This window comes from Veillonellales bacterium (assembly GCA_039680175.1).
Lineage (GTDB): Bacteria > Bacillota > Negativicutes > JAAYSF01 > JAAYSF01 > JBDKTO01.
Window position 1 is genome coordinate 1 of the sequence record JBDKTO010000043.1, and the last position, 26,206, is coordinate 26,206.

The 26,206-nt window shown below is 47.0% G+C and carries 20 protein-coding genes, 1 tRNA gene and 1 riboswitch; of the genes, 2 read left to right on the forward strand and 19 right to left on the reverse strand.

The genetic code is table 11. The features are described from left to right. Positions 1-193: 193 nt before the first annotated feature. From ABFC84_06620 to ABFC84_06705, 18 genes are all read right to left on the reverse strand, one after another. Positions 194-1,861: a formate--tetrahydrofolate ligase gene (locus tag ABFC84_06620; GenBank protein ID MEN6412428.1), complete on the reverse strand. Its 1,668-nt coding sequence runs from the start codon at positions 1,859-1,861 to the stop codon at positions 194-196. 43 nt (positions 1,862-1,904) lie between these two features. Beyond that, complete coding sequence (gene folD, locus ABFC84_06625; GenBank protein ID MEN6412429.1) at positions 1,905-2,780, reverse strand: bifunctional methylenetetrahydrofolate dehydrogenase/methenyltetrahydrofolate cyclohydrolase FolD; 876 nt, start codon at positions 2,778-2,780, stop codon at positions 1,905-1,907. A 40-nt stretch (positions 2,781-2,820) separates the two neighbouring features. Next, positions 2,821-3,666, reverse strand: coding sequence for a UbiA-like polyprenyltransferase (locus tag ABFC84_06630; GenBank protein ID MEN6412430.1), 846 nt, complete (start codon positions 3,664-3,666; stop codon positions 2,821-2,823). Further along, on the reverse strand, positions 3,659-5,119 hold the full coding sequence (locus ABFC84_06635; protein MEN6412431.1) for a menaquinone biosynthesis decarboxylase: 1,461 nt from the start codon (positions 5,117-5,119) through the stop codon (positions 3,659-3,661). Before ABFC84_06635 ends, ABFC84_06630 begins: the two co-directional genes overlap by 8 nt. 39 nt (positions 5,120-5,158) lie before the next feature. Next, positions 5,159-5,908 (reverse strand): twin-arginine translocase subunit TatC, encoded by a 750-nt coding sequence (gene tatC, locus ABFC84_06640; GenBank protein MEN6412432.1) that lies wholly within the window; start codon positions 5,906-5,908, stop codon positions 5,159-5,161. Positions 5,909-5,918: 10 nt separating this feature from the next. Beyond that, complete coding sequence (locus ABFC84_06645) at positions 5,919-6,125, reverse strand: twin-arginine translocase TatA/TatE family subunit (protein ID MEN6412433.1); 207 nt, start codon at positions 6,123-6,125, stop codon at positions 5,919-5,921. Between the two features lie 131 nt (positions 6,126-6,256). Next, on the reverse strand, positions 6,257-7,912 hold the full coding sequence (locus ABFC84_06650) for a lactate permease LctP family transporter (protein MEN6412434.1): 1,656 nt from the start codon (positions 7,910-7,912) through the stop codon (positions 6,257-6,259). Positions 7,913-8,332: 420 nt separating this feature from the next. Then, complete coding sequence (locus ABFC84_06655) at positions 8,333-9,991, reverse strand: lactate permease LctP family transporter (protein MEN6412435.1); 1,659 nt, start codon at positions 9,989-9,991, stop codon at positions 8,333-8,335. 463 nt (positions 9,992-10,454) lie between these two features. Further along, the gene (locus ABFC84_06660) at positions 10,455-11,420 is read right to left on the reverse strand and encodes a polyprenyl synthetase family protein (GenBank protein MEN6412436.1); all 966 of its coding nucleotides are present in this window, start codon (positions 11,418-11,420) and stop codon (positions 10,455-10,457) included. Positions 11,421-11,541: 121 nt separating this feature from the next. Continuing rightward, on the reverse strand, positions 11,542-12,039 hold the full coding sequence (locus ABFC84_06665) for an AsnC family transcriptional regulator (GenBank protein ID MEN6412437.1): 498 nt from the start codon (positions 12,037-12,039) through the stop codon (positions 11,542-11,544). An 18-nt stretch (positions 12,040-12,057) separates the two neighbouring features. Further along, positions 12,058-12,510, reverse strand: a complete 453-nt coding sequence (locus tag ABFC84_06670; GenBank protein MEN6412438.1) for a hypothetical protein — start codon at positions 12,508-12,510, stop codon at positions 12,058-12,060. A 112-nt stretch (positions 12,511-12,622) separates the two neighbouring features. Then, the gene (gene yihA, locus ABFC84_06675; protein ID MEN6412439.1) at positions 12,623-13,228 is read right to left on the reverse strand and encodes a ribosome biogenesis GTP-binding protein YihA/YsxC; all 606 of its coding nucleotides are present in this window, start codon (positions 13,226-13,228) and stop codon (positions 12,623-12,625) included. 10 nt (positions 13,229-13,238) lie between these two features. Then, a complete protein-coding gene (lon, locus tag ABFC84_06680; protein MEN6412440.1) occupies positions 13,239-15,560 on the reverse strand; it encodes an endopeptidase La in 2,322 nt (773 codons plus the stop codon). A gap of 256 nt (positions 15,561-15,816) precedes the next feature. Beyond that, a complete protein-coding gene (gene lonB / locus ABFC84_06685) occupies positions 15,817-17,589 on the reverse strand; it encodes an ATP-dependent protease LonB (protein MEN6412441.1) in 1,773 nt (590 codons plus the stop codon). A 170-nt stretch (positions 17,590-17,759) separates the two neighbouring features. Next, the gene (gene clpX, locus ABFC84_06690) at positions 17,760-19,022 is read right to left on the reverse strand and encodes an ATP-dependent Clp protease ATP-binding subunit ClpX (GenBank protein ID MEN6412442.1); all 1,263 of its coding nucleotides are present in this window, start codon (positions 19,020-19,022) and stop codon (positions 17,760-17,762) included. A gap of 12 nt (positions 19,023-19,034) precedes the next feature. Then, a complete protein-coding gene (gene clpP, locus ABFC84_06695) occupies positions 19,035-19,640 on the reverse strand; it encodes an ATP-dependent Clp endopeptidase proteolytic subunit ClpP (protein ID MEN6412443.1) in 606 nt (201 codons plus the stop codon). A 68-nt stretch (positions 19,641-19,708) separates the two neighbouring features. Beyond that, positions 19,709-20,998 carry a trigger factor gene (tig, locus tag ABFC84_06700; protein MEN6412444.1) on the reverse strand — a complete coding sequence of 430 codons (1,290 nt, stop codon included), beginning with the start codon at positions 20,996-20,998 and terminating at the stop codon, positions 19,709-19,711. A gap of 227 nt (positions 20,999-21,225) precedes the next feature. Further along, positions 21,226-21,300 (reverse strand) — tRNA-Gly (locus ABFC84_06705). Between the two features lie 143 nt (positions 21,301-21,443). Between ABFC84_06705 and ABFC84_06710 the strand changes: the two genes are divergently transcribed. Together ABFC84_06710 and ABFC84_06715 are read left to right on the forward strand one after the other, a co-directional pair. Continuing rightward, on the forward strand, positions 21,444-22,676 hold the full coding sequence (locus ABFC84_06710; GenBank protein ID MEN6412445.1) for a radical SAM protein: 1,233 nt from the start codon (positions 21,444-21,446) through the stop codon (positions 22,674-22,676). 164 nt (positions 22,677-22,840) lie between these two features. After that, a riboswitch (cyclic di-AMP (ydaO/yuaA leader) is annotated at positions 22,841-22,978 on the forward strand. Between the two features lie 96 nt (positions 22,979-23,074). Beyond that, complete coding sequence (locus ABFC84_06715; GenBank protein MEN6412446.1) at positions 23,075-24,922, forward strand: APC family permease; 1,848 nt, start codon at positions 23,075-23,077, stop codon at positions 24,920-24,922. Positions 24,923-25,008: 86 nt separating this feature from the next. On the opposite strand, the gene ABFC84_06720 is transcribed toward ABFC84_06715, so the two are convergent. After that, entirely contained in the window at positions 25,009-26,064 is a 1,056-nt protein-coding gene (locus ABFC84_06720) for an HD-GYP domain-containing protein (GenBank protein MEN6412447.1), read from the reverse strand. Positions 26,065-26,206: the final 142 nt, after the last annotated feature.

A 26,206-nucleotide genomic window follows, 5' to 3' on the forward strand; every position in this document is an offset into this window, starting at 1 on the left:
AAATCGGCGATGGTCAAAGGAATTCGTTCCCCTGCTTCGTCAACCCTTAAAATGACAAATTGTCCCGGCTGAGCTTTATGAGCAATCAAGGGCGCAGCCATTTCAAACAGTTTGACATTGGGCGCCAGCTCTTGTTTTACAAGAATTTTATACATAATGACCTCCCGTTGCAACCATTCTATCCATTGGACATCTAAAACAGCCCGACAATTTTTCCGTTATTGTCAATATCCATCCGTTCTGCCGCCGGATGCTTCGGCAGTCCCGGCATCGTCATGATCTGCCCGGTAATCGCCACCAAGAATCCGGCGCCGGCAGCCACCCGCACTTCCCGAACGGTAATCGTAAAATGTTCCGGCCGGCCGAGCTTGGCCGCATCATCGCTGAGAGAGTATTGCGTCTTAGCCATGCAAACCGGAGTTTTATCATAGCCTAAAGCAGTCAGTTCACTGATCGTTTTATCTGCTGCGGGAGTGTAGGCAATATCGGCCGCGCCATATATTTCTTTAGCAATCACGGCAATCTTATCTTTAATCGGCGCTGTTTCGTCATATAAAAATTTAAAGTCGGCAGGTTTCCTGGTAGCCTGCAAAACCTTTTCCGCCAGAGCCAAGCCGCCTTCACCGCCTTTGGCCCAAACCGCGGACACGGCCACCTCAGCGCCTAATGCGTTGCATTTCTTTTCAACAAATTCCAATTCCTGCGGCGTGTCCGTCGGAAAAGCATTGACAGCCACAACCACCGGCAAACCGTATTTTCGCATATTTTCAATATGCTTGACCAGATTGTCCATGCCTTTTTCCAGGGCCGCCATATTTTCGCCCACCAAGTCGGTTTTCGGTACTCCGCCATGCATCTTAAGCGCTCGCACCGTGGCCACAATCACCACCGCCGCCGGCTTAATCCCGGCAAACCGGCATTTAATATCCAAAAACTTCTCGGCACCCAGGTCAGCGCCGAAACCGGCTTCCGTAACGACAATATCAGCCAGTTTAAGGGCAAATTTCGTCGCCATAACACTATTGCAGCCGTGAGCGATATTGGCAAAAGGACCGCCGTGGACAAAGGCCGGCGTGTTCTCCAGCGTTTGCACCAAATTCGGTTTGATTGCATCCTTAAACAACAACGTAAGCGCACCGGTAACTTTCAAATCCTGCGCCGTAACCGGCCGATTGTCATAAGTATAGCCAATAATAATCTTTCCAATCCGCTGTTTCATATCGTCCAGCCCCCGGGCCAGACACAGAATCGCCATCATCTCCGATGCTACCGTAATATCGAAGCCGCTTTCCCGGGGCACGCCGTTCGCTTTGCCGCCTAAGCCGCAAATAATAGAACGCAAAGCCCGTTCATTCAGATCAAGAACACGCCGCCAGGTAATTCGCCGGGGATCGATGTTCAGTTCATTGCCCTGATGAATATGATTATCCACAATCGCCGCCAGCAGATTGTGCGCGGTGGTAATGGCATGAAAATCGCCGGTAAAATGAAGATTGATATCTTCCATCGGCACAACCTGGGAATAACCGCCGCCTGCCGCGCCGCCTTTAATACCGAAGCAGGGACCCAGAGAAGGCTCCCGCAGGGCAATCACTACTTTTTGCTTCATCCGGCGCAACGCGTCTCCCAGTCCCACTGTTGTCGTGGTCTTTCCTTCACCGGCAGGAGTGGGATTAATCGCCGTTACCAGGACCAACTTGGCATCGGGCCGGGATTTAACCCGCTCCCAAGTATCCAAGGACACCTTAGCCTTATATTTTCCGTAAAGTTCCAGCTCCTCCGCCGGAATATCAATCTGGGCGGCAACCTCGCTGATTGGCTTCATTGCCGCTGCCTGGGCTATTTCTACATCACTTTTCATCTGCAACACACCTTTGTAACTATGTAAACAGGAGCGTGCCTGTCTATAGTTTATTTTTTTTCGCCATTACGATTCTTGCCGCTTTTACCGTATTATGCAGCAGCATAGCGATCGTCAGCAAACCGACTCCGCCGGGAACCGGCGTAATATAACCGGCAACTTCCTTTACCTGATCAAAGTCCACATCGCCTGCCAGTTTCTTGTCCGCTATACGGTTAATGCCGACATCAATCACCACTGCTCCCGGTTTCACCATAGCTTTCGTTACAAAACCAGGTTTACCAACCGCCGCTACCAAAATATCGGCTTGCCGGGTAATATCGGCCAGTTGCTGGGTATGGGAATGGCACACCGTAACCGTAGCATTACGGGACAGCAGCAAGTGAAACATCGGCTTACCCACGATATTGCTCCGTCCGATCACCACCGCCCGCTTGCCGGCTATGGGAATCCCGGCAAATTCCAGCATTTTAATGCAGCCCCATGGAGTGCAGGGAACAAGCTGTTCCTCGCCGATACTGAGCTTGCCGACATTGATCGGATGAAATCCGTCTACATCTTTTTCCGGACAAATAGAATTCGTTATCTCTGCCTCAGCGGCCCGCAGATGCTCCGGCAAAGGCAATTGTACCAAAATTCCATGGATATTGTCCGCCTGATTCAATTGAGCGATTCTGTCAAGCAATTCCGCTTTGCTTACCGTTTCCGGCAACGAAATGACTTCTGAATAAATCCCCAGCTCTCCACAGGCTTTATGCTTGTTGGCTACATATATCTTTGACGCAGGATTCGCTCCGACAATAATAACCGCCAATCCCGGCACTATCCCATACTCCTGCCGGAATGCGGTCAGATCCTCTTTTACCGCTTCTTTAATCCGAGCGGAAAATACCTTGCCGTCTAAAATTTGCGCAGGCATGACAGACCTCCTCTTTTCTGCAATGATGACTTCAATAATACTAAAATATACTAATCAAGGTAAAAATAAAGACTGAAATACCAACCAGCCCATTCCGCATAAAATAAGCCTGTGTCACTTTTGTCAGATTATCATACCGGACAATCGCATGCTGGTATACCAATACGGCTGCCGCCAAACCCACCCCCATATAATAGGGCCAGGAAAGCTGCAGCAGCCCGCCAATTGATAAAAAGCAGGCAACGCTTATGCCGTGCATTACTTTAGTTAATCCCAAAGCTCCATTTATGCCAAAACGTACCGGCATGGAGTGAAGACCGTGTGCCTTATCAAACTCCACATCCTGACAGCCATAAATCACATCAAACCCGGCAATCCAAACACCAACCGCCAAGCCCAATAATAGTACCGGCAGCGTCAAATCCCCCCGGATAGCAATCCAGGCGCCAACGGGAGCAATGGACAATGCCAGCCCCAGTACCAAATGACACGTCCAGGAGAAGCGCTTCATATAAGGATAAACCACTAAAGGAATGACCGCTAACGGAGCCAATTTCAGACATAAAGGATGCAGGTTGGCGGCGGCCAGCAGAAAAATACCCAGGCTGGCTGCCACCAGTAAAACAGCCTCCCCTTTCTTTACCTCGCCGGTGACCATCGGCCGCTTGGTAAAGCGGGGATGAAGCCGGTCATATTTCAAATCAATAAAATTATTTAACGCCAAGGCGGCGCTTCGCGCGCCAACCATCGCCAGAGTAATCCAAAATAAATCCCAGCCGCCGGGAATTCCGCCAACAGCCAGCACTGCTCCCATATAAGCAAACGGCAAAGCAAACACCGAATGAGACAAAGCTATATTATCCAAATGTGCTTTCAATTTACCCAAGATTTAAATCCTTCCACTTCGCATCCACAATTTTTTTAATCTCATCGGACATGACGATTTCATCCGGCCATTCCCGGTTTTGTCCTTCTTCCGGCCAGGTTTTCGTTGCATCAATGCCCACTTTCGTCCCCCATTTGGGCATGGGCGAAGAATGGTCCAGTACATCCAGCGGTCCATCCACCATTACAATATCCCGGCGGGCATCGATGTTATTAAAAACCCGCCACCACACCTCGTTCATATCCTGTACATTGACATGCTGGTCCACAACAATGAGCATTTTGGTAAACATCATTTGTCCCATGCCCCAAATCGCATGCATCACCTTTTTAGCCTGCTGCGGATAGCTTTTTTTAATCGAAATCACCGCACAGTTATGAAAAACCCCTTCCAAGGGAAGATTGATATCCACAATTTCCGGTAGCTGCATTTTAAGTATCGGTAAAAAAATGCGCTCGGTCGCTTTCGCCAGGAAGCAGTCTTCCATCGGCGGTTTTCCCACAACCGTTGCCGGATAAATCGGATTTTTTCGATGGGTAATACAAGTAATATGAAAAACCGGATATTGGTCGGCTAAAGAATAATAACCGGTATGATCGCCAAAAGGACCTTCCCGCCGCATTTCATCCATATTGACGTAACCTTCCAAAATAATTTCGGCCTGGGCGGGAACTTCTACATCCACAGTTTCGCACTTGACTAATTCTACCGATTTTTTCCGCAGAAAGCCGGCAAAGACCATCTCGTCAATATCCCGGGGCAGAGGAGCCGTAGCAGCATACGTCAACGCGGGATCACCGCCAATCGCTACGGCAACTTCAATCCGGTCTTTGCCCATTTCACGGTATGCCCGGTAGTTAGCCGCACCGTTTTTATGGATATGCCAGTGCATGCCGGTAGTCTGTCCGTCAAAAACCTGCAAACGGTACATCCCCACATTTCGTTTCCCGGTCAGCGGATTTTTGGTAAACACCAGGGGCAGCGTAATAAATCGTCCGGCATCACCCGGCCAGCATTGCAAAATCGGAAATTTTTCCAAAGACGGCTGATCTTTAATAATAACCTCTTTACAAGGACCGCTCTTTACATATTTGGGAAAGTGAATAGCCCGTTTGGCTGTCGGAATAATTTTGACAAGCTCCAGTTTATTCTGCAAAGAAATATAGGGAAGCCGAAGAATACTGCCGATTTCCCGGGCAATATCATCAATCTTTTCTACACCGAGGGCAAAAGCCATGCGCTCCATACTGCCAAAAGCATTGATCAATACCGGCACATCATACCCTTTCACATTTTCAAACAGCAGTGCCACATTCTTATCGCCGGACATTTTCGATACCCTGTCCGTTATCTCCGTAATTTCCAGCTGGCAATCCACACTTTGCTGAATACGTTTCAGCCAGCCCCGTTCTTCCAAGCCATTAATAAACTCCCGTAAATCAGTAAATGCCAAATTCAGGCGCTCCTTTCAGTCTCCGGCAAGCAACTCTTGCTATTTACGCAGTATATATTTGACGATTAAAATACTAATCTCATACAGTATAATCATCGGAATGGCCACCATGCACTGGGAAAAAATATCAGGTGTCGGCGAAATCAAGGCACCGACAACAAAAGACAGCACCAGAACGACTTTGCGTTTGGCAATCAAAAAGCCGGAACTGATAATTCCCAGCTTGGCAAGCACAAGCACAAATAAGGGCATTTCGAAAATAAAGCCAAAAGGAACCAAAAACGAAATCACAAAGGACAAGTATTGTCCCAATGAAAATAGGGGCTGGAGATCGTCAGTAGCAAATCCCATAAAAAATTTAATACCGGCAGGCAGCACAAAAAAATAAGAAAAGGCCAGGCCGACAAAAAACAGCACCACCGACGCCGGAACCAATATAAGAGTAGCCAGCCGCTCTTTGAGCGTCAAAGCCGGTACAACAAAAGCCCATACTTCATATAGCACAATCGGCAAAGCCAATAAAAAACCGGCAAAAAAGGATACTTTTAAATACGTAAAAAAAGCTTCCGCCGGGTTTAAATAATACAACTTGCCGGCAGGTGCCGTAATGAAATGGACAAGCTCGGCTGCATAAAAATAACAGGCGGTACTGCCGATTGCCACAGCGACAATCATGATAATCAGACGTTTGCGCAGTTCTGCCAAATGCTCAATCAGCGACATTTCTTTCGGATCTGTCACCATTTCCTGCTGTTCGCCATCGTCGACAGGAGTATTATTCTCAGACATCAGGCTATCCTCACTTCTTTTCGTCCGGCTTTTTCTCCTCGCTGATAACCTCAGCTTTTACAGTCACATCCTTAGTGGGTTCACCGGTTGTCGCCCGACGGAATTCCTGAATCCCCTTGCCCAGCGCCTTCCCTACTTCCGGCAATTTCCCCGGACCAAATACCACCAGAGCAATTACTAAGATCAATACTAATTCCGGCATGCTGAAGCTAAACATGCATTCACGTCCCTTCCTGCTTTTTATGTAATTATTATACCTTTGCAGGTGGAAAAACACAACGATAGTCCGCAGAGATATCCAAAAAAGTGGCGGGTACTAAGCCCCGCCACTTTTCAGCAAGTATTAAATTACGGCAGCATCCAGTGCAGCACATACGCCTGTGCATACGTTAGCATGCCAATCAGAATAATCATTGCCACACTGTGAGGCAATGCAAACCGGAAAATAGTCGATTCCTCACCAACCAAACCGGTTGCAGCAGTAGCAACCGCAATACTTTGCGGCGAAATCATCTTGCCGCAAACACCGCCGGAGGAGTTAGAAGCAACAATAAGATTGGGATCAATCCCCAGCTGCTGAGCAGCCGTCTGCTGCATCGAGCCGAACAATGCGTTAGACGACGTATCGGAACCTGTGAGAAACACACCCAGCCAGCCAAGAAACGGTGCAAAGAACGGATAAGCCGAACCGGTGGATGTGAAGGCCAAGCCCAAGGTAGAGCTCATGCCGGAATAGTTCATAATATAAGCCAAGCCCAGAATCAAGGCAATAGTGATGATTGGATAGATCAGTACTTTGATAGTTTTACCAAAGCAGGCAACAGCCCGTTTAGCGCCATAATTCGGGATGATGAACAGGGAAAGAATTCCGGACACGAAAATAGCAGTACCGGCAGCCGACAGGAAATTAATGCCATACGTTGCCGCGTAGGGGGAAGTCTTTGCCACAACCGGAGCTGACCGCATAACCAAGTTATGCAACCCAGGCCAGGCAAAGGATGTCAAGCCAAGAGTTTTCTCCCAGCCAACTAATACTTTCTTGAATCCCAGGAATTTATCATCAGCCCACAGAAAAACCAGAACCGCCAAAATAATGTAGGGACCCCAGGCGCGAAGAACTTCGCCTATGGAATACTGCAGTTCAACTTTGCCGGTAGCGGCAACTTTCTCATCAGGAAAGTGCCACGTATTGGTAGGCTTCCACACATTGAGAAAAATCAGCAGTCCAATAATGGTAACCAAAGCCGAGGTAATATCCGGCAAGTATACACTAATATAATTGGAAGTGAAAAACTGGGTAGCAGCGAAGCAAATACCAGCTACAATCACCGCCGGCAATACTTCCATGGCCCGTTTCCAGCCGCACATCATTACAACGACCCACAGAGGTACGATAACCGAAAGGAATGGCAGCTGACGGCCAATAATTTTACTGAGTGTCATTGGATCTATCCCGCTTACCTGGCCAAGAACGACAACCGGGATGCCGATACCGCCAAAGGCAACCGGAGCGGTATTAGCAACCAGGCAGATACCGGCGGCATAAACCGGGTTAAAGCCAAGGCCCACCAGCATAGCAGCCGTAATAGCCACCGGCGTTCCGAATCCCGCAGTGCCTTCGATAAAGGAACCGAAAGCAAAAGCGATAAACAGCGCCTGGAGACGGCGATCTTCGGTAATCGACGCCAATGAATTTTTGATGATTTCGAATTCACCGGATTCCACTGTCATATTGTAAACCCAGATAGCAGTTACAATAATCCAGACAATTGGGAAAATACCGGTCAAAGCACCGTTAAGCGTGGCACTGATCGCCAAGCTGGCCGGCATTTTAAAGACAAAAATAGATAGCAAAATTGCAGCCACTACGGCAATGCCGGCCGCGTTGTGCCCTTTCGAACGCTTGATACCCAGCATATACAAAAGAATAAATAGCGGAATGGCGGCGACAAGCGCCGAAAGACCTACACTTCCCAGAGGATTATAATCTTGAACCCATGTCATAAAACATACACCCTTCCTTTAATACAGAATGAAGCTAACCGTTAATTCGGGATGTAAAATAGCTATTTTTCTATTTTCACCACCTTTCTTTACTTTATTCAGTTATTGTTATAAAACCGCATACCAAAAAAAAAAATTCACCTCTTTCGTTGGTAATCTACGGCTGCCTGCTGGGGGGAATTCCTAAGGACATACTCCTGAGCATGGTTTTTAACCAAAAGTCGCGGTTATCAATAAATTCAGTGAAATAATCATTCTATCGATTTTTATATATTAAGATTATTCGGCAAGAGTAAAATAATTCCTGCCGATTTTACAGTCCGTTTATATTTTTTTTATAATTCACCGGTGACAAGGGGAAAAAAAACGGCAGGTTACCCGCCGCTTTTTTATAAATCAAACTATTTTCACTTCAAAAACTTATGGCAGCATCCAGTTCAGTACATATGCCTGGAGATAAGTCAATACACAGATGAAGAGCAGCATAGCAATACTATGAGGCACTGCCGCCCGGAAAATGGTGGATTCTTTCCCGACCAAGCCGGCTGAAGCGCAAGCAACAGCAATACTCTGGGGTGAAATCATCTTGCCGCAGACACCACCGGAGGAGTTAGCAGCCACACACAGGTTCGGGTCGATACCAATCTGCGTCGCAGCCGTCTTCTGCATGGAGCCAAACAGCGCATTGGCCGAAGTATCCGATCCGGTCAGGAACACACCCAGCCAGCCAAGAACAGGAGCAAAGAAAGGGAATGCCGCCCCGGTTGCCGTAAAGGCCAGTCCTAAAGTAGAACTCATACCGGAGTAATTCATCACATATGCTAAACCAAGTACCATAGTAACAGTAAGAATTGGGTAAATCAGTATTTTAATTGTTCTGCCAAAACAAGCAACAGCCCGACCGACGCCATAGTGGGGAATAATCAGCAGGGAAACTATGCCTGCGGCAAAAATTGCCGACCCGCCGGCAGACAGGAAGTTGATTCCCCAAGTCGCCGCATACGGAGCATCTTTCGCCACAATCGGGGCCGTTCTGATAACCAGATTATGCAGTCCCGGCCACGTAACAGCTGTCAAGCCAAGGGCTTTTTCCCAGCCAACCAGGACATTTTTGAAACCCAGGAATCTATTATCAGCCCACAGGAAGACAAAAACAGCCAAAATGATATAAGGGGCCCAGGCACGAAGCACCTGACTGAGAGAATATTGCAGCTCTACTTTACTATCGGCAGTAGCCGCCGCTTCGTCAGGAAAATGCCAGATTTTAGATGGCTTCCATACATTAAGAAAAATCAGTAGCCCAATAATCGTAACGAAGGCAGAAGTGATATCCGGCAAATAGACGCTAATATGATTGGAAGTATAGTACTGGGTGCCGGCAAAACAAACACCGGCTACCAATACTGCCGGCAACACTTCCATAGCCCGCTTCCAGCCGCACATCATCACAACTACCCATAGAGGCACGATAACCGAAAGGAACGGCAGCTGACGGCCAATAATTTTACTCAATGTGAACGGATCAATCCCGCTGACCTGTCCGAGAACGACAACCGGAGTACCGATAGCGCCGAAGGCAACCGGAGCTGTATTGGCAATCAGGCAGATTGTCGCGGCATAAACCGGATTAAACCCGAGTCCAACCAGCATAGCGGCCGTAATAGCTACCGGCGTACCGAACCCGGCAGTACCTTCCAGGAAGGAACCAAAGGCAAAAGCAATAAAAATAGCCTGCAAACGGCGATCATCCGTTATGGAAGCCAGGGAATTTTTAATGATTTCGAATTCACCGGCTTCAACTGTCATATTGTAAACCCAAATGGCGGTTACGATAATCCAGATAATCGGGAAAATACCGAACAAAATGCCATTAAGAGTTGCACTAATCGCTAAACCAACAGGCATCTGAAATGCCAAAATAGCTACCAAAATTCCGGAAGCCAAACCCCAAAAGGCCGCAACATGACCTTTTGATTGTTTAATCCCCAGCAAATACAGGAGAATAAAAAGTGGAATGGCGGCAACAAGCGCCGAAAGTCCTATACTTCCCAGGGGACTATAATTTTGAACCCATGTCATTTTAAATTACACTTCCTCATATTTATTAAATATTATAATATAATAAGCCACAAAATCTCAGTTTCACCCATCATCTCCCTTCCTGTGAAGCCACTGCGTCACAGAAAATAACTACAGCCGCCTTTACCCGCCCCGCACCTCCTTTAACAATTACTTACGGCTAAGAAATAGTAAACCGGCTGAGCCGGCATTACTTAGCAAGATGAATACTACTACCTAAAAAAATTTTTTCTAAATATCAAAATATTTTTATATCTATGTTTTTCTCCATCAAGCATCAAATTCCTCCTTCATTTTACAGAAAATTTGCTTCACATAATATTTTCAGCACAATACCTATTGCATAATTCTCTATATTTTGAATTTATTTTTGCCAAGCACCCCGTACGTATAAAAGCTTCCTGCGAAAGGATAAAATCATACCCTTCCGCAGGAAGCTTGGAATTGCATTGCCCCGAATCCATTAATATTTACGAAGTCCGACAAAATCGGCAACTGCCAATAAAGACTGCCGGGTATCATCCGTCAAGGCTTTAGGCAGCACCTGCCGTGCCTTCGCCAAATAATCCGCCACCCGGCTGTAGGAATATTCAACCGCTTCGGTTGCATGAATAATGGTCAGACCCCGTTTCACCATATCTTCCGGCATGTCCCTGGTTATCAAAATATTACGCAATTCTTCTTTATCCGGGCTTTTCTCCAAGGCATAAATAACCGGTAAAGTAATAATTCCCTGACGCAAATCATTGCCGGCCGGCTTGCCAAGCTGCTCGGACGATGCCGTCACATCCAGGATATCATCGGTAATCTGAAACGCCATTCCAATATCATATCCATACTCCCGTACGGCCTGTACATTCTCCGCTGCTAAGCCGGCGGACAATCCTCCCAGTTCACAGCTGGCCGCAATAAAATCAGCCGTCTTTTTGGCAATACGCACCAGATATTCCGGTTCCGACTGTCCCGGGTTAAAAGAATCCCGGTTTTGGATAATTTCCCCTTCGCACATGGAGCAAATGACATCTGTCAGCACTTTGAGCCGAATACTGTCTACATGGGTTGCCACCAAAGAAAAAGCTTTGGCAAAAAGATAGTCGCCTGTAAGTACCGGCAGCTGATTATTCCATTGAGCATTCGCTGTCGGCCGGCCGCGACGGGTCATAGCGTTGTCAATGACATCATCATGTACCAGCGTAGCCATATGAATCAGTTCAATAGAGATGGCCATCGGCATAATATCGGCCAATGTCCCGTTCCCATCCCGGGCACAGATCAGATATAAAGCGGGACGCAGCCGTTTACCACCCGCTTGCACCAAATGATTACTAATATCGGTTATTAAATCTACCGGAGAGTGTATTACAGAAAGCAGTTCTTCTTCCAGCAATTCCAGATCACTTTGTACCGTACTAAACATCTTTTTATTCACTATCGTATCACCTACAAGCAAAGTCTGTTTCTATAATACACTATTTCCCTATTTAAAGTCTACCTATTTCTTTTTCTCCGTCCGGATTACGCGATCCGATCACACCATTTGACAGGAAAATTTATATACTGCCCATATCCGCCTGGTTTTCCTCGCTGAAATAGCGCATGCTGGCTTTTTTCCATTCCCGGGTGCTGAACAGCATTATGTAGTCCTTTATGTTTGCAGCCTGAGCAAGCTCCGCCGCCATCATTTTACATTCCTGCCGGGTATGGGCATGCAGCATGATATAAAAATTATAGGGCCAGTCTGCCTGGGGCAACCGGGTATAGCAGTGAGTTACCGCCTCGCTGGCTATAAATAGTTCCCCGATTTCATCCCTCCGGCTTTCCGGTACAATCCAAGCGCAAAGGGCATTGGCAGCATAGCCGACAATACGATGGCGCAGTACCGCCCCCATTTTTCGCATCTTGCCTGTCTCACGATAAGATTTCAGGCGCCGCAGCAGCTCTGTTTCACTGATTCCCAGCCGCTCCGCCAATTCCCGGTAAGGTTCGGCCACAATCGGTAAATCAGCCTGCATAGCGGCAATAATTTTTTTATCCAATGCGTCTAACATGACAAAACCTCGCTATCTTTACTGCAAGTTGAACCGGACACTCACTTTAAACTTCTTCGTTGCCGGTAAACTAATGAGCTTATCCACCCCGGTTAACCCTTTAATCCGGGCCAAAATTTTCTCCATAACAGCCTGGTTGGAGGCCAGCAGGGCAAACCATAAATTATAGAAGCCATCCCGCTCGTAGTTATGGGTAACGCCGCTGTACTGATTAATTGTCTCCGCTACCTCCCGCATATGTGCTGGTTGTACCCGCACCGCCACTAACGTACCGACATAGCCCAGCCGATCCGAATCAAAAAAAGGGCCGATGCGCCGGATATAGCCATGTGCTTTCAGATATTGCAGCCGTTCTATCACATACGCTTCTTCAACCTGCAGCTGCTCTGCTAAAATAGCGAATGGCCGGCTGGCTATCGGCAGATCGGTTTGAATAATATTGAGCAATGCCTTGTCAAATACAGTCAGCATAACATACTCCTCTTCCCTCGCTTATCGCAGCGTTTAAAAACAATGATGGTTACAAGTGACTCTTGCCCTTTCAAAAAGGAGGACAACCTGCGCGTCCTCCCTAGCTTGTATTTTATTCTAACAAAAGATCGCCAATCGCGTCAAGTAAACGTAAGCGTCCTAACCCATTAACAGAAGAATAAGCCAGGATATCATCATCAGCCAGCTCTAATCCTGTTTTTATGCTCATTACCTGTTGTTTCAGCGCCGAACGGCTGATCTTATCGGATTTAGTCGCAATGACCTTTACGGGAAGGTGATTTTCCCTAAGCCAGCGATAGGTGTAGATATCGCTCTCCATAGGGGGATGCCGGATATCGATCAACTGGCAGATTAACTTTAGCCGGGGCGATTGCAATAAATATTCTTCAATAAACTTCGCCCACTGCCGCCGACTGGCCTGACCGGCCCGGGCGTAGCCGTAACCGGGCAGATCCACAAAATAAAATTCCCGGCGCTCTTCGCTGCGCTTAACCGCCAGCCGGTAAAAATTAATCGTCTGGGTTTTCCCCGGTGTCCCGCTGGTTCGCGCCAATCCGTTATGCCGTGATAGGGAATTGAGCAAGGAAGACTTCCCCACATTGGAACGGCCAATAAAGGCGATCTCAGGCAGATTCTCTGCCGGATACTGATCTGCCCGTACCGCAGATGCCATATATCTGGCATTCAGCACATTCACAGCACTCTCCTCAGACACTTTCCGTCACCAGGGCCCGATCCAGCACTTCGTCCATCTGCTCAACCAGAAAAAATTCCATATGACGCTTGATATTAGCCGGGATATCGTCAATATCCCGCTTGTTTTCTTTCGGCAGAATAATTTTATTGATTCCCACCCGATGGGCGGCCAATACTTTTTCCTTGATACCGCCGACCGGAAGCACCCTGCCCCGCAAAGTGATTTCACCGGTCATGGCAATATCGCTGCGAACCGGTTTGGCGGTTAGAGCTGAAACCATAGCCGTAGCCATGGTGATACCGGCAGACGGACCGTCTTTGGGAATCGCCCCTTCCGGCAGATGAATATGAATATCATTTTTTTCATAAAATTCTTCATCAATTCCCAGTTCTTTTACCCGGCTGCGAATGTAACTGAATCCGGCCTGAGCCGATTCCTTCATCACATCTCCCAGCTGCCCGGTAAGCATCAATTTCCCTTTGCCCCGCATGATGGACACTTCGGTAGACAGCACTTCGCCGCCCACTTCCGTCCAGGCCAGTCCGGTAGTCACCCCCACCTGCTGATCCTGTTCCGCCTGAGTGTGGCGAAATTTAGGCGCACCGAGAAAGGTATGCAGATTCTGGGCAGTAATCTTCACACTGGTTTTTTTATGCTGAACAATCTGGCGGGCCACTTTGCGGCACAAATTGGCAATACTGCGTTCCAGACTGCGAACTCCGGCTTCACGGGTATAATCGGCAATGATTTTTTGCAACGTTCCTTCTGTAAAAACAATCTGCCTGTCATTCAATCCATGCTCCCGAGTCTGCTTGGCAATCAGGTAGCGCTGGGCAATCTGAACTTTTTCCTCTTCGGTATATCCGGGAATACTGATAATTTCCATGCGGTCACGCAGCGGTCTGGGAATATTATGCATCACATTCGCAGTAACCACCCAAAGTACCCCGGACAAATCAAAGGGAAGTTCCACATAATGATCACTAAACGTGTTATTCTGTTCCGGATCCAATACTTCCAATAAGGCGGAAGAAGGATCCCCACGGAAGTCGGCACTCATCTTGTCGACTTCGTCAAGCAAAAACACTGGGTTTTTTGATCCGGCATTCCGTATCCCCTGAATGATCCGCCCCGGCAATGCGCCGACATAAGTGCGACGGTGACCGCGTATCTCCGCTTCATCCCGTACCCCTCCCAAGGACACCCGGACAAAATTTCGTCCCATAGACCGGGCGATAGAACGGGCCAGAGAGGTTTTCCCCACTCCGGGCGGTCCCACCAGGCAGAGAATCGGCCCCTTCATTTTTGCCGTAAGTTTACGAATAGACAAGTATTCCAAAATCCGCTCTTTTACCTTTTCCAAGCCATAATGATCATCGTCCAGGATGGTTTCAGCCACTCCCACATCCAGGTTATCGACAGTTTCTTTCGCCCATGGCAGCGCCAGGAGCCAGTCCAAATACGTGCGGATTACCGCACTTTCTGCCGCCATAAGCGGCATTTTTTCCAGCCGGTCGATCTCTTTATTAATCTTTTCCGCCACTTCTTTGGAAAGTTCCCGTTCTTTCGCTTTGCTGCGATATTCTTCCACTTCCGTTGTCCGGTCGTCTTTATCTCCCAGTTCTTTTTGAATGGCTTTCAACTGTTCCCGCAAATAATATTCTTTTTGGGTTTTTTCCATTTGTTTGCGCACCCGCACATTGATCTTCTTCTCCAGTTCGAGAATTTCCATTTCCCGCCCCAGAATTTCGCATAATTTTTCCAATCTGTCTTTCACATCAATGGCATCCAGCAAGGCTTGCTTATCCTCGATTTTAAGGGCCAAATGACTGGCGATGAGATCGGTCAAACGCCCCGGTTCTTCTACAACGACCACTGAAACCAATGTCTCCGGTGGGATTTTTTTACTCAGTTTCACCCATTGTTCAAACTGATGAATAGCTGTCCTGGTTAAGGCTTCAATTTCAGGAGTTTTTGCCCCTGTCTCGTCAAACTGATCAATTTCTGCCTTATAAAAGGGTTCCAGCGCAACGTAATCAACGATCTTGGCGCGATAGAGGCCTTCTACCAGCACCCGGATGGTGCCGCCGGGAAGTTTTAACAGCTGTTTGATTTCAGCAACAGTTCCTACCTGAAAGATTTCGTCCTCCCCCGGCGCATCATTTTGCGCATCTTTTTGCGCTGCCAGCATAATCAGCCGGTCATGAACCATCGCCTCCTCCAGCGCGCTAATGGATTTTTCCCTTCCCACATCAAGATGAATAATCATATATGGAAATACTAAAATGCCTCTTAACGGCAGTAGTGGTATAGTGCGTTTGTTATTTGCCATTCATTTACAGCCTCCTGTTTACCTGATCTGTTTCTATTTTCAGCTTCTACCATTATAAATATTCTTACACAATGTTCAAAATCCTTTTTACGCCGCTGTTTATACAGAAAAAAGGCGAGATCGTTCCCCGCCTGTCTCATGCCAATAACTGCTGTTATTGGCATGAGCAGCATAACGCTCTCGCTTTTTAACCAGCTGATTTCATCTTGCTATTCCCGGAAAGCTAAAGAACCGCTGCCTCCCGCTATCAACTGTCTTACATCGTCACCCCGGCGGCCGCCAAAATATCGTTCTGATTTTTCACGACTTCCAGGTGGACTCCATCGCCCATTTTGAGTAAGGAATGCTGCAACGCCTCCTCAATGGTGTCAATCGGAATGACTTCGACATCCATCGTGCGATAATTTTCCTGCCAGTTCTCTCTGGGAATGAGTACCCGCTTAGCCCCCGCCTGCCTGGCCGCCGCTATCTTGGCATTTACACCACCGACAGGTTTTACCAGCCCTCGGATCGATAGTTCACCGGTCATGGCAATCTGATTATCAATAGGGAGGCCGGAAACCGCAGAATAAACCGATACTGCAACCGTGATGCCGGCTGATGGTCCGTCAATGGGGCCGCTGCCGGGGAAATTGACGTGAATGTCATATTTATGCGGATCAATCCTAAACCGGTTGGACAAAACCGTCAGGACATTGTCCATTGAGCCCTTTGCCATGCTTTTGCGCCGCATAGTTCGCCCCGGCATGCCAATCTCTTCTTCATCAACTACCCCGGTAACCGTCAGTTTTCCAGTGCCATATGCATTGGCAGCAGCAGAAACTTCAACCTCCATAATGGTGCCGATATTGGCCCCATATACTGCCAGTCCATTGGCAAATCCCACCTGGGGCTTTGCTGAAATCTTTTTTTCGGGACGGGGATTATACTGGCCGAAATTCACTACCCATTCGATATCGGTGCCGGTAATCAACTGGCGGTGCTCATTCAGAACAATGCCGGCGGCAATCTGAATGATATTCACCGCATCCCGGCCATTGCCCGCATAGCTTTTAATTACCCCTACCGCACTGCTCTCTATAGTAAAATTTATTTTTTCTACCGCATTCATGGCGACAATGGCAATCTCCTCCGGCAGCAAGGGCCGGAAAAAAATTTCCACGCAACGGGAACGAATAGCCGGCGGTATGTCCTGGGGCATTCGGGTCGTTGCGCCTACCAACCGGAAATCAGCCGGTAATCCGTTTTGAAACATATCATGAATATGGCTGGGAATGTTAGTATCTTCGCTGTTATAATAGGAACTTTCCAGAAATACCCGGCGATCTTCCAGAACTTTCAGCAGCTTATTCATCTGAATATGATGAAGTTCGCCGATCTCGTCAATAAACAGGAGCCCGCCATGAGCTTTTGTCACCGCCCCCGGTTTAGGTTGAGGAATCCCCGCTATACCGAAAGAACCTGCCCCCTGATAAATCGGATCATGCACAGTCCCGATCAGCGGATCGGCAATACCCCGCTCATCAAACCGGGCTGTTGTGGCATCCATTTCAATAAACTTGGCAGCCTGCCCAAAGGGTGATAAGGGATTTCGTCGAGCTTCCGCCAAAATCAGACGGGCCGCCGCCGTTTTTCCGACTCCGGGAGGACCGTATATCAGCACATGCTGTGGATTGGGTCCGCAGAGGGCGGCACGCAGCGCTTTCAACCCTTCATCCTGCCCGATAATTTCGGCAAAGGATCCTGGCCGGGTCTTTTCTGCCAATGGCTCCGTCAGGGAAATCTCCCGCAGTTTTTTCAACTTCTCCATTTCTTTTTGGGACTCTCGCTCCACCGCTACCCGATTTCCTTGCTGGGACTTAAGGAGATTCCAGAAATACATGCCGATTACAACCGCAAAAAAGAACTGAATGACTGTAATAATATTAACAGCATAATCCACTTCGCCGCGAATCCTCCTTTCCCCCGCTTCTTTTTCCCAGCCTGAATAGCCCGATGATACCTGAGAAATATGTATGCATAACGTCAATCGTGCTTTTCAGACATAAGAATTTGCTAATTTTAGTATAGGCAAAGGGTATGATTTTATCCTGGCAAAAACCGGAACTCAATTGCTTACATGGACATTTTAGAAGATTATTTGCTATTTTTGACGAAAAATAAAAAGCAGAAGAGTTTTTCTCTCCTCTGCTTTCTATTTTAAGCGGATTCTTCTTTTTTCTTACTTTTCCGATCCATAGTAACCAGTATTGGTTCTTCTTTACTCAAGACAACATCCCTGGTAACCGTACATTTGGCAACATCGGTACGGGAAGGCACTTCATACATCACATTGCGCATAATGCCTTCAATAATAGCCCGTAACCCCCGGGCACCCGTATTACGCTTCAAGGCTTCATTGGCAATGGCCTTAAGGGCATCTTCCTTAAATTCCAGCTGAACATTATCCAGCTCGAGAAATTTCTGATATTGCTTGATTAACGCATTTTTTGGTTCCAGCAGAATGCGGATCAATGCCGGTTCATCCAAAGCATCCAAAGTTACAACTACCGGCAGCCGACCGACAAATTCAGGAATCAAACCGAATTTCAATAAATCCTCCGGTAAAATCTTTCGTAGAATTTCACCGACGTTTTTCTTTTCTTTGCTGGGAATATCCGCACCAAATCCTAATGTCTTTTTGCCGGTACGTCCGCTAATGATCTTATCAATTCCATCAAAAGCGCCGCCGCAAATAAACAATATATTCGTGGTATCAATTTGAATGAATTCCTGATGGGGATGCTTGCGTCCTCCCTGAGGCGGCACACTGGCTACCGTTCCTTCAAGAATCTTCAGCAGCGCCTGCTGGACTCCCTCACCGGATACATCCCGGGTAATGGATGGATTTTCCGACTTACGGGCAATCTTGTCGATTTCATCAATATAGACAATGCCTTTTTCTGCCTTCTCCACATCGTAATCGGCAGCCTGGATTAACTTCAGCAGAATATTTTCAACATCTTCGCCCACATACCCGGCTTCCGTAAGGGAAGTGGCATCGGCAATGGCAAAAGGAACATTTAAAATTTTCGCCAAAGTTTGAGCCAGCAGTGTTTTGCCGCTGCCGGTCGGTCCCAGCATAACAATATTAGACTTTTGGAGCTCGACATCGTCCATTTTATTAGCCATGTTAATCCGTTTATAATGATTATATACTGCCACTGACAACGTCTTTTTAGCTTCTTCCTGACCGATGACATACTGGTCAAGAATATCCTTAATTTCCTTTGGCTTTAAAACGTCGCGGAGTTCTACGTCAATATCCTCGCTTAATTCTTCTTCAATAATTTCATTGCACAGCTCAATGCATTCATCGCAAATATATACTCCCGGCCCGGCAACCAGTTTTTTCACCTGTTCCTGCAGTTTGCCGCAAAAGGAGCATTTCAGTTGTCCCTTATCGTCCCCAAACTTCAACATTGTATCACCTCTCTATTTGGGAGTTTCCTTACTGCGTTCACCCCGAACAACCACCGAATCAATAATGCCATATTCTTTGGCCTGCTCGCTGGACATAAAGAAATCCCGCTCGGTATCGCGCTGAATTGTTTCCAAAGGCTGACCGGTATGGCGAATCAATATCTCATTGCCCACTTCCCTCAGTCGCAGAATTTCCCGGGCATGAATCTCAATATCGGTAGCCTGCCCCTGAGCCCCGCCCAAAGGCTGATGAATCATAATCCGTGCATAAGGAAGAGCATAGCGCTTCCCCTTTGCTCCGGCAGTCAGCAAAAGTGCACCCATGCTGGCCGCCAGCCCCAGACAAATAGTAGAAACATCAGGTTTAATATACTGCATCGTATCATAAATAGCAAGTCCTGCTGTCACTACGCCTCCCGGACTATTGATATACAAATGGATATCCTTATCCGGATCTTCCGATTCCAAAAACAGCAACTGGGCGATCACCAAGTTTGCTACCGTATCATCAATGGGTCCTCCAATAAAAACAATACGATCCTTCAGCAGCCGCGAGTATATGTCATATGCCCGCTCTCCCCGGTTGGATTGCTCAACAACGATTGGTACAAAACTCATGAAAAACACCTCGGTTCTTTTTTATAAGCAAAGCAGAACACAGGAACAGGGATCCACTCTATATCAGCTTACGCTTGTTCTACACTGTCAATAATGGTTTGGGCAGCTTTTTTACGCAGTACGGAATCGACTAATGCACTCATATGACCCTGACTGCGAACGATTTTATCAACTTCTGCCGCTGAAGTTCCATAAGTCTCCGCCATTGCGGTGATTTCTCCCTGAATGTCCTCTTTAGCGGGCTCCAGCGCTTCGGCCTTGACGATAGCTTCAAGGACTAAGTCTGTTTTCACATTGATGGCCGCCGATTCACGGTAGTTTTTACGCAGCGTTTCGAGATCCATTTTAGCATATTCCAGGTATTGTTCCAGTTTCATTCCCCGGCTCTGCAAATTAATATCCATATCATTAATCATATTATTGATTCGGGTTTCTATCATAACATCAGGAATATCGACAGCTGCATTTTCAACTGCCTGTTTAATAGCATCATTGCGGAAATCCCGCTCCGATTTTTCTGCCGCAGCCTTTTCTAATTTATTCTTAATATCGTTCTTTAATTCCTCAACCGTGGCAAATTCGCTTACATCTTTCGCAAAATCATCATCCAGTTCAGGCAGTTCTTTCCGTTTTACATCCTGGATTTTCACCTTGAAAACAGCTTCCTTGCCAGCTAAATCGGCAGCATGATACTCTTCTGGGAAAGTCACCTTGACCTCCCGTTCCTCACCGGCTTTGGCGCCGATCAACTGTTCTTCAAAGCCGGGAATGAAGCTGCCGGAACCTAATTGCAGCGGGTAGCTCTTTCCCTCTCCGCCCTTGAAAGCCACACCGTCAATAAAGCCTTCAAAGTCGATAATGGCAAAATCGTCATTCGCCAATGCGGCATCTTCCACGACAACCATTTTTGCCTGACGGTTTCGCATATTTTCCAGTTCGGCATCAACCTGTTCATCTGTTACTTCGACAGCCGCTTTTGTTATTTTTAATCCCTTATAATCGCCGAGAGTCACATCTGGCTTCACCGTTACAGTTGCTTTAAAAACCAACGGTTTATCTTCTTCCAAAGTCACTACATCAATTTCCGGCCGGCTGACCGGTTCAAGTTTTTGTTCAGCCAATGCCTGCCCATACGCTTCCGGAGCAATAATCTCAAAAGCTTCATCTAGCAAAGCCGGTTTGCCAACCCGCATTTCCAAAATTTTGCGAGGCACCTTGCCTTTTCTAAATCCAGGAATATTGATTTTGCCGGCCAATTTATGATACGCCTTATCCATTGCTTTTGCTACTTCTGTCTGTGGTATTTCCATTTCCAGAACTACTTTATGCTTGTCTATTCTTGCCGTCGTTACTTTCATCGATGTTACAGCCTCCCTATGTAATTGCTTTCTAAAAATTTCGACATTGCTCGTCTGCCAATAGCATTGCCATTTGGGGCATAAACTTCCCACTCTGCTCAATTATTTTATTTCAGGTTTTTGCAATCTTTAGCATGTCATGCGCTATATCATATCATAATTGTATAACAAAAACAAGATATATGCAAAAAACCCAGCAGTCTCTCTGCTGGTATTTATCATATAAATGGAGCGGAAAACGAGATTCGAACTCGCGACCCCCGCCTTGGCAAGGCGATGCTCTACCACTGAGCTACTTCCGCAATAGTATGTTGACGCCAAATATCACAACGAAATTTATTATACAGGTCCTTCGGGGTGTTGTCAATACCTTTATGCCGAAAAGCTCACACACCAATGGGAGTTTTTCATAGTATGTAGCAGGCCCAAAATAAGGGGGGATTTTATGTTTTATCGCTTACATCATGACTGCCGATTGGTTAAGGGAGCTTCCCGGGGGGCGATTTATGACTTGCAGTCCGGTAAGGTATACTCCATTAACCGCGGCGCCCGGGAAATTCTGTCTGCCTGCCAGGAACACCCTTTGGCAGCTGTAGTAGATAGCAATAACCCGGATAACGAGTGTTATCTAAAATTTCTGGATCGTCTGACGGCCAAAAAAATCGGTGCCTTATATACCTACGAACCGGAAATAAAAACAACAGCACTTCCTGCCGCCCCGGTTACACTTGATTTTCTCTGGCTTGAGCTTACTGCAAACTGCAATAATCGCTGTCTCCACTGTTATGCCACAAGCGGACCGTGCCAGCAGGAAGCCGACCTTGTTCCCCACGAGCGTTGGCTGCAGCTCATTACCGAAGCCCGTCAGGCCGGCGCAACTGCCCTCCAATTGATTGGCGGAGAACCGCTTATGTATAAAAAATGGCAGGAATTAGTATTGAAGGCGGAAACGGAAGGTTTCAATTTTATTGAGATCTTCACCAATGCTACTTTAATTGACGATACTTGCGTCGCTTTTTTGCAGCAGCATCATGTTAATGTCGCTACAACAATATACGCCGACAACGCTGATATCCATGACCGGATAACACAGCACCCCGGCAGTTTTGATAAAACCATGGCAGCAATCAAAAAAATACTGGCAGCCGACATTCCGCTGCGCATCGCTTCAATTATCATGAAAACAAACGAACAGCAGGCAGATAATATTATGAAGCTTTGTGAAAAGCTGGGAGTTGAAATCACTCCTCCCGATGTTGTCCGACCGACCGGCAGAGGTGACGATCGAACTTTACTGCCTGAGCACTATGCAAGACCGCCTATCAAACCGCCCTTCCATACTGACGCCGAATCCTTCACCAAAGCGCAGCAATACCACAGCTGCCTGGCCGGAAAAATTGCCGTTACGGCCGATGGCAATATAATCCCCTGTATTTTCGCCCGCAGCCAGATGTGCGGCAATATAATTACTTCTTCCCTGGCGGAAATATTAAACGGGACGCCTTTGCAGCAATGTTGGTATACTACGAAAGATCAGGTGGAAAAATGCAGGGACTGTGAATATCGCTATGCCTGCGCCGACTGCCGTCCCTTAGCCCAGGGCAGTGACCCGCAAAAAAATTGGCTTGCTTGCTCCTGCGGCTGTAACTATAATCCTTATACCGGAATTTGGGAATAAAAGAAAAAAATCTAAAATTCAACGAAAGAGGGCAAAAAAATCCGCAATCCCATGCAACTAGAATATTTTACCTCATTCCATGACCAGCGAGGCTTTTCAATAGCATTTTTCAGCTTTAATTTCGGCTTTTCTTCTACCACCATTGGAGTATAATTGTGTCTGACACAATATAACAGCCTAATTCGTGATAAACGAAACGGAGGACCCACGTTTTGGGGTTAATTTCGCTCTTAATGCGAAAGGAATGTTTCTCTTGACATTCTACCCGTCAGCTAACTTCGTCGGCTAAAACAAGGGGCCTAAGACCGCCCAGCGGTCTTATTTTCTTTTTTACGCTTATATTCATAAAAACCCCTTTGGGTAAACTATCTACACACAATACTGGAGGTCAAAAAATTATGATGCGGTTGGTTAGGCGGCTGCTGATTGGCAGACCGCTGCGCAATCAAGAAATGGCCCATGAAAAAATGCCGAAATGGAAAGCGTTGTCAATTTTTTCCTCAGATGCTCTTTCTTCCGTCGGCTATGGCCCGGAACAAATCGCCATTACGTTAGCCGTTCCCGGATTATTTGCCTATGGGTATTTTACCCATGCAGCTATTGCAATCTTATTGCTGCTTGCCATTATCACTATTTCTTACGTGCAGGTGGCAAAAGCCAATCCCGGCGGCGGTGGTTCCTACTCGGTAGCTATCCATAATCTTGGCGAGCTGCCGGCTCTGACTGCCGGAGCTTCTCTGTTCGCTGATTATACTTTAACAGTTGCCGTTAGTATTTCTTCCGGCACCGAGGCGCTAATCTCCGCCTTCCCCGAGTTGGTTCCCTATGAAGTCATGATCGACTTGATTGTTCTCTTTGCTATTTTAATGTTAATCAACTTGCGTGGTGTCAGAGAATCTTCCAATGTGTTTGCCTTGCCTACCTATACCTTTATTTTTGGTATTCTGGCCCTTATCGGAGCAGGGCTTTATCAGACCTTTACCCAGGCCGCTCCTATTATCCCCCCGGCATCCATGGTTAAACAAAACTTAGACTGGACGATGCTGTTTCTGGTACTGCGAGCCTTTTCTTCCGGCTGCAGTTCCATGACCGGAATAGAAGCCATCTCGAATGGTGTACCCATGTTCAAAGAACCGCAGGTTCGTAATGCCGCTCTCACAACATACTTGATGTCCACTATTCTGGCCGTCATGTTTGCCGGTATCTCTTTTCTGATTATACACTTCCATCTCATGCCCATGGAAACGGATACCATGTTGTCGCAACTGGCGGAATCCACCTTTGGACGCAATTGGTTTTATTATTACATTCAAATGACTACCATGCTGGTTTTATATTTAGCGGCCAATACTTCCTATAACGGACTCCCCCCCCTGATGTCGCTTATGGCCCGTGATGGCTATCTGCCCCGGTATCTGGGAACGAGAGGTGAACGTCTTAGCTTTTCCAATGGAATTATCCTGCTGAGCATTATGGCCGGCATATTAATCTACAGTTTTAACGGCAATACCGAGCACCTAATTTCACTGTATGCCATCGGAGTTTTTCTCTCCTTTACCATTGCCCAAACCGGCATGGTCGTCCATTGGCGGAAGGAACGAGGGCCAGGCTGGATCCTGCGATCTGCCATTAACAGCATCGGCGCCATCGTTACCGGTGTTGTTGTCCTGGTAATCGCCACAACCAAATTTTTCTACGGTGCCTGGATAATATTACTATTTATCCCGTTTATGATTTATATCTTTAAAAAAATCCGGTCCCATTATACCGATATGGCCGATCAGCTGCATCTGCCGGCTGAACAGCTGAACCCTAAGATTTCGACCACACTTCGAACCGGGAAAAACCTGGTTATCGTACCGATTTCCAGTCCCACCAGCGTTGTGGCTGAAACTCTCAAATATGCGAAATCCATCAGCAAGGACATTATTGCGCTGCATATTGCTACCGACGAAGAAATCGGTCATAAAGTAGAAGAAAAATGGCTGTGCTGGAATCCCGGCATTCGGCTGGTTACCGTCTATTCACCCTACCGTCTTGTGGTTCAGCCGCTTATTGACTATATCGGCGAGCTGGAAAAAGAAAGACAACCGGAAGATTATATCACAGTGCTGATTGCCGAATTTGAAACCCGTAAATGGTGGCACCGCCTCTTGCATAATCAAACCGGCTGGATTTTGCGAACCCTGCTTATATTAAAGGAAAATGTTATTGTAACAACCGTTCCCTTCCATTTAAAAAGATAACCGCCATTGCTCCTTCAGCTATCGTCATAAAGTGGCTACGGAAAATTTGCTTTTTAGACAATGCTAGCCTTCTATTCTTTTAAAATCTAGTCCACTCCTACAATACGAAGCCCAGCAGTTTGCAAATTGACTAAGGAACCGTTTTGTATACAGACAACCGGTTGGGTAAAATATTTATTGCCGTCGTTAAAAGCGATAATCATCGCCTTTTGTCCATTGCTTAAGGCCACCTCGCTGCCCACAAGATATTCACGCATATTTTCGAGAAAAACCAGACCAAAATTTGGCTCCAGTCCTTGAAAAATTTGATCTGCTATAACATCCAAAGCCTCAAACGGCGTCACTTTGCGACGATATGCTCTGTCTGACGTCATCGCATCGTAAATATCCGCAATCGCAATAATCTTTGAATCAGTACGGATTTCATGCGCCGCAAGGCCGCAAGGATAGCCGCTGCCGTCCGTTCGCTCATGGTGCTGCAAAATAGTCAGCTTCACCTCCGTTGGAATCTGGGACGATTTTTTGACCAACTGATACCCTGTCCGGGGATGGCGCTTAATCACATCAAATTCAGCCGGTGAAAGGCGGCTCGGTTTATCCAGGATTGCTAACGGAACGGCCACCTTACCGATATCATGCAGCAATCCGGCTAAGATAATGTTCTTTAGATCTATTCGCCGGTAGCCGCACCATTTGCCCAAAACCCCGGCAACAACGGCAACATTTAAGGAATGCTGAAAGGTACTATTACTATGACAGCGTTCTTTATGTAAATAATCCAGAACGCCAACCGTATCGATTAAAAGGCTCACCCGCTGATCGGCAAGCTCCTGCATTTCGCTAATAGGAACTTCCTGAAATTTTTTAATATGCCGGAAGGCATTGGCAATGTCCTGAATGGTTTCCTGATATACCGTTAAAAACTCCGCCTCAGTCAGCGTAACACCGGCTGAGTTTTTCTTCCATTTCTCCTTTTCATCCTCAATACAAAGAAAAGGCACTCCCCAATTCCGGATTCTTCTGATTTGTGACTGAGTTAACTGAATACCTTGAGCCAGCAGCTTTAAAATACCCTCTCCCCTGATTACGTCCTTTCCCGCCACCATTCCGGGAGATAAATCCTTGCTAAAGATTATCTTCATAAACGCACACCTCCTGACTCAACCTGGGATATAGACTAATTACCCTCTGATTTCAACTGTGCCGTCAAGCAGGACAGGAATCGGGGGAAAAAAATGCAAGACCCACTACAGGTCTTGTACGAATCCATTCTATCCGACTGGA